Here is a 5,310-nt window from a genome sequence, read left to right as displayed (position 1 = left end):
TCACGCCGACGACCGCCGCGGTGATGGCGCCGAGCGCTCCGGCGAGGCCGGTGTTGCCGCGCAGCCGCTCGACATGGGGGGCGCCGAGGAAGATCCAGAGGAAGCAGGGCGTGAAGGTGACCCAGGTCGCGAGCAGGCCGCCGAAGGTCGCCGCCAGCATCGGCGGCAGCCCGCTCGCGTCACGGAAGGCGGCCATGAAGCCCACGAACTGCAGCACCATGATCAGCGGCCCCGGCGTGGTCTCGGCCATGCCGAGGCCGTCGAGCATCTCGTGCGGGGCAAGCCAGTGGTAATGCTCGACTGCCTGCTGGGCGACGTAGGCGAGCACCGCATAGGCGCCGCCGAAGGTCACGAGCGCCATCTTGCTGAAGAACAGCGCGATCTGGCTGAACACATTGGCCTGTCCGACGGCGATCAGCAGTGCGATCACCGGCGCCAGCCACAGCGCGAGCCAGCTCGTGCCGACCCGGATCGCGCGCGCCGTGCTGGGGCGAACATGGTCGGGCACGGCCTCGCCGAGCATGCTGTCGATTGCGGCCGTGTTGCTGCCGTGGCCATGCGCGGCCGGAGCGAATTCCGATCGCCCGCTCCGCGCGCCGACGTAACCGATCAGGCCGGCGGCGACGATGATGATTGGGAAGGGGACGGCGAAGAAGAAGATCGCGACGAAGGCGGCCGCGGCGAGCGCGATCATGATGCGGTTCTTCAGCGCGCGCTTGCCGACGCGTACCACCGCCTCGACGACGATGGCGAGCACGGCCGCCTTCAGCCCGAAGAACAGCGCTTCGACGAAGCTGACGTTGCCGAAGGTGGCGTAGACGTAGCTCAGGCCCATGATGGCGACGATGCCGGGCAGGATGAACAGCCCGCCCGCCATCAGCCCGCCGGCCGTTCGGTGCAACAGCCAGCCGATATAGGTCGCAAGCTGCTGCGCCTCCGGGCCCGGCAGCAGCATGCAGTAGTTGAGCGCGTGCAGGAACCGCCCTTCCGAGATCCAGTTCTTCTCCTCGACGAGGATGCGGTGCATCACCGCGATCTGCCCGGCCGGGCCGCCGAAGCTCAGCACGGCGACCCGTAGCCAAACGCGAAAGGCCTCCTGGAAGCTGATGCCGTGACCGGCATCAGCTCCGCGCACAGGGTTGGTACGGCCGTCCATCACGGCCTGGCCTTGTTGGTCGGCCAGTTGTGGGTCTCGCCGGTGGCGTCGCGGCACCAGCGGTAGAAGGCGTCGTAGAGCAGCATTCCGGCATCGAGCTGCTCCAGATCGTCGTCATATATCCTGGACAGTCCGAGTGAGGCCGCAAGCAGGCCCGGCGCTTCCGGCGCCAGATCCGGCCGGCCCGTGTCGGCGCCGCGCACGAGCGTTGCGAGCCGACGCATCGCCGCCGTCGCAAGCCCGAACTCCTCGACCATCACGTCGAAGGTGCAGAGTTCGCCGCGATGGCTCCAGAACACGTTCTCGATGTCGAAGGGCGAAGCGCCGAACTGCTCGCCGACGGCGACGACCTCGGACGGCGCGACGTAGAGGAACACGGCGTCGGGATCGACGAAGCGGCGGATCAGCCAGGGACAGGCGATGCGGTCGACCTTCGGCCGCGCGCGCGTCACCCAGGTCGTGCGACCCCTGGCGTCGCGTTTCGGGATCTTGGTCGCGTCGATCAGCGGCAGCTTGGCCGCCTTCCAGGCCTCGAAGCCGCCCTCCAGCGTCTCGGCCTGTGCGCCGAACTGCCGAAGCCAGGCTGCGCTACCCTGGGCGAGTTTTGCCCCGCGCAGGCAGGAGACGACGGCGGGCCGGCCGGCATACTCGCCGCCCCAGTCGGAGACGTCGCCGTGCCGGCGCCGGACGGAACCCGGAATCAGCCGCGGATCGGTGGCAAAATCCTCGTCGGTGCGGACGTCGATCAGGGCAGGCGCGTTCGCCGTGCCGATCAATCGTGAAAGCTTGTCAGGAGAAATTTCTGCGAAGGAAGACATGATGCGTCCTCGTAATGAACGGGACGCGATACTTGGGCATGTCGCCTCGTGGGGAGATCGCTCAAATCCCCATGAATTTTATTACAGCGAAACTGCGCCGGTCTGTCAATCGGCTCGTTTTGGACATCGGCTCGTTTCGGCCGTGGACGTTGCGGGGTCCGGGACTATAGTCCGGCCGACAATCGCTCTCCGGAGGCCGGCCGATGCACTCACACTCGATCGAACAGTGGACGCACCAGCATGCGTTCCTCGGCGAAAGCCACGACGAGAACGCGCGGCGCACCCTGATCGTGGTGGTCCTCACGCTGGTCATGATGGTCGGCGAGATCGCGGCCGGCTCGCTGTTCGGCTCGATGGCGCTCCTGGCGGACGGCTGGCACATGGGCACCCATGCCGCCGCGCTCGGGATCGCGGCGTTCGCCTACCGCTTTGCGCGCCGGCACATCGGCAACGCGCATTTCACCTTCGGCACCGGCAAGTTCGGCGATCTCGCCGCCTTCTCCAGCGCCATCATCCTCACCCTGATCGCGATCCAGATCGCCTATGAGAGCCTGCTGCGGCTGTTCTCGCCGGTGCCGATCGTGTTCGGCGAGGCGATCGCGGTGGCCGTGCTCGGCCTTTGCGTCAACCTGGCCAGCGCCTTTCTGCTGCGTGGCAGCCACCATCACGATCATGGCCATGCACATGACGACGATCACGATCATGGGCATCATGGCCATCACCATCACGACCACAATCTGCGCGCCGCCTATGTCCACGTCATGGCGGACGCGGCGACCTCGCTGCTCGCGATCGCCGCCCTCCTGGTGGCGATGGTCTCGGGCTGGGTGTGGGCCGACCCTGCGGTTGGCCTGGTCGGCAGCGTGGTGATCGCGAGCTGGGCCCTCGGTCTGATCAAGGCCTCGGGCGCGGTGCTGCTCGACGTCCGCGCCGACGAGAAGCTGGAGAAGGTGATCCGGGCGCGGCTTGAGGCGGGCGACGACCGCGTCACCGACCTGCACCTCTGGCGGGTCGGACCCGGCCATTGCGCCGTGCTGGTCTCGCTGGTGTCGGACAAGCCGAAGCAGCCCGCAATCTACAAGAGGCGGCTCGCCGGGCTGACGGGCCTGAGCCACGTCACCGTCGAGGTCGAGACCTGTCCGCACTGAGGTCGCGGAGCCTGCACTGAGAACGAGACGGGAAACCCGTTTTGATCAGGCCGCCCGCCGCTCGGCGCGGATCAAGAACAGCGCCGTCAGCGCGGCGAGGCTGAGCGCCGAGGACACGATCAGCACCTTGCCGCCCATGAGGTCGATCAGCAGGCCGAAGGCGAGCGGCGCCACCGCCTGCGCCATGCGTGCCGGCGCGCCGATGATGCCGAGCCGGTAGCCGTAGTCCTTCGGGCCGAAGATCGCGAGCGGCAGCGTTCCCCGTGCGATCGTCAGCACGCCGTTGCCCGAGCCGTGGAAGAGCGCGAACACGCTGGCCGCGGCGCCGCCGAACACGGCGACGATTGCGGCGCCGATCGGATGGGTGATGCAGGCGAGCCGGGTCGACAGCAGCGGGTGATAGCGGCTCAGGAAGCTCGCCTCGAAAATCCGCGCCGCGACCTGCGCCGGGCCGACCAGGGCGCCGGCCGAGATCGCTTCCAGCGGCGTGGCGCCCGTTGCCTCCAGGATGCGCGGCAGGTGCGCCGCCATGGCGCCGGTGACGGTCCACGCCGCGGCAAAGGTGAATGCCAGCAGGGTCATGGTCCGGTCGATCGGGATATGCGGCTTGACCGCCTCGGCCACGGCGGCCTTCGCGCCCTTGACTTCCGGCAGCACCAGGAAGTTGAGCGGCAGGCCGATCAGGATGTGAGCGGCGGCCCAGGCAAAGCAGGTGTCGCGCCAGCCGATATGGGCCAGGCCCCAGGCGGTCAGCGGCCAGCCGATGGTCGAGGCAAAGCCCGCCATCAGCGTGATCCCGGTGATCGAGCCGCGCGCCTCGGTGCCGTAGATGCGCCCGAGCGCGGCAAAGGCGGCATCGTAGAGGCCGAGCGTCATGCCGACGCCGAGCAGGAGCCAGGCAATGACCATGACGGGAATCGAGTGCGCGAAGCCCAGTAGCACCAGCCCGCCCGCGAGCGTGAGGTTGGAGGCCGACAGCACCTGCCGTCCGCCGACGAGGTCGATCTGCCGCCCGACGCGCGGGCCCAGCATCGCCGAGATCACCAGCGAGGCGGAGAAGGCGCCAAAAATCCAGTTGGAGGAGACCCCGAGATCCTGCGCGATCGGGTCGGCGAGAATCGCCGGCAGGTAGTAGCTGGAAGCCCAGGCCAGGGTCTGCGTGGTGCCGAGCGCCAGGATGATCGAAAGCTGTCGCTGGCTCATGTCCTCGCGCTTCTGGTTGCGGCCGACGGCGGACTCGTCACCGGCTTTTGCATCCCCGGAACGGGCCGCGTCAACACCGGGCGCGGCATATTCGACCTGCGGGATGCGGGATGCTATGGGAAGCGCGGTCGAAACCGAGGGCGTCGTCGTGACCGTCACCATCTATCACAACCCGTCCTGCGGGACCTCGCGCAACACGCTCGCCACGATCCGCGCCAGCGGCGTCGAGCCCGAGGTGATTGAATATCTCAAGGAGCCGCCGAGCCGCGCGCGGCTCGTCGAGCTGGTCACGGCGATGGGCGTTCCGGTACGCGCGCTGCTGCGCGAGAAGGGCACGCCCTATGCCGAGCTCGGCCTTGCCGATCCCAAATGGAGCGATGACGAGCTGATCGACATGATGCTGGCGCATCCGATCCTGATCAACCGTCCCATCGTGGTGACGCCGAAGGGCGCAGCGCTGTGCCGGCCGTCGGAGAAGGTGCTCGATCTCCTCGACAACCCGCCGGCGAAGACCTGAACACAGGCGTTCGCCTTTCGCCGGTCACGAAGGCGCGGGATAATGGCCCATGGAACTGACCTCCCGCATCGAGCTGATGAACTGGCTGACCGGACAGGGTCTGACCGGCCTGCCCGAGAACGAGCTGCTGCGCGGATTCTGCGAGCGCTGTCGCGCCGAAGGGCTCGAACTGTCGCGCGGGCTCGTGTTCATCGACACCCTGCATCCGATCTATGAGGGACGCGGCTTCCGCTGGACCGACCGGCCGACCAACGAAAGCGACACGTTCGAATACCGCTCGACCGCCGATGGCGATCCGGCCAGGAACTGGCGCCGTTCCGTGTTCTTCCACCTGCTCGAGCACGGCCATGACGAGATCGGAATCGATCTCTCCGAGTGCGCCTCGCTGAATTTTTCGCAGATCGGCGAACTCGCCGAGCAGGGCCACCGCCATCTCCTCGCCTTCGTGCACCGCTTCGGCGAGACCGG

Annotated in this window: 5 protein-coding genes and 1 pseudogene; 3 read left to right on the top strand and 3 right to left on the bottom strand. The window is 67.8% G+C overall.

Annotated elements, in window-relative coordinates; all coding sequences use genetic code 11:
- A partial coding sequence (chrA, locus tag KGM94_RS23090) for a chromate efflux transporter (RefSeq protein WP_300264455.1) occupies window positions 1-1,156 on the bottom strand: 1,156 nt, incomplete at its 3' end.
- Entirely contained in the window at window positions 1,156-1,974 is an 819-nt protein-coding gene (locus KGM94_RS23085) for a chromate resistance protein ChrB domain-containing protein (protein WP_300264453.1), read from the bottom strand. The genes chrA and KGM94_RS23085, both read right to left, overlap by 1 nt.
- A 203-nt stretch (window positions 1,975-2,177) precedes the next feature.
- On the opposite strand from KGM94_RS23085, the gene dmeF reads away from it, so the two are divergent.
- A complete protein-coding gene (gene dmeF, locus KGM94_RS23080) occupies window positions 2,178-3,122 on the top strand; it encodes a CDF family Co(II)/Ni(II) efflux transporter DmeF (protein WP_300264451.1) in 945 nt (314 codons plus the stop codon).
- A 45-nt stretch (window positions 3,123-3,167) separates the two neighbouring features.
- On the opposite strand, the gene KGM94_RS23075 is transcribed toward dmeF, so the two are convergent.
- A complete protein-coding gene (locus tag KGM94_RS23075) occupies window positions 3,168-4,325 on the bottom strand; it encodes an MFS transporter (protein WP_300264449.1) in 1,158 nt (385 codons plus the stop codon).
- Between the two features lie 148 nt (window positions 4,326-4,473).
- Here KGM94_RS23075 and arsC point away from each other — a divergent pair, with 148 nt between their 5' ends.
- Together arsC and KGM94_RS23065 are read left to right on the top strand one after the other, a co-directional pair.
- On the top strand, window positions 4,474-4,842 hold the full coding sequence (gene arsC, locus KGM94_RS23070) for an arsenate reductase (glutaredoxin) (RefSeq protein ID WP_300264457.1): 369 nt from the start codon (window positions 4,474-4,476) through the stop codon (window positions 4,840-4,842).
- A 49-nt stretch (window positions 4,843-4,891) separates the two neighbouring features.
- Window positions 4,892-5,310, top strand: a pseudogene (locus KGM94_RS23065) (adenylate/guanylate cyclase domain-containing protein); the annotation flags it as partial.

The organism is Bradyrhizobium sp., assembly GCF_028868675.1.
GTDB lineage: Bacteria > Pseudomonadota > Alphaproteobacteria > Rhizobiales > Xanthobacteraceae > Bradyrhizobium.
This window is presented reverse-complemented; position numbering and strand designations above follow the sequence as displayed.

What these genes read in the sequence shown, in the direction of transcription:
- KGM94_RS23085 (WP_300264453.1), bottom strand. Translation starts at nt 1,974, where the DNA reads ATGTCTTCCTTCGCAGAAATTTCTCCTGACAAGCTTTCACGATTGATC.
- dmeF (WP_300264451.1), top strand. Translation starts at nt 2,178, where the DNA reads ATGCACTCACACTCGATCGAACAGTGGACGCACCAGCATGCGTTCCTC.
- KGM94_RS23075 (WP_300264449.1), bottom strand. Translation starts at nt 4,325, where the DNA reads ATGAGCCAGCGACAGCTTTCGATCATCCTGGCGCTCGGCACCACGCAG.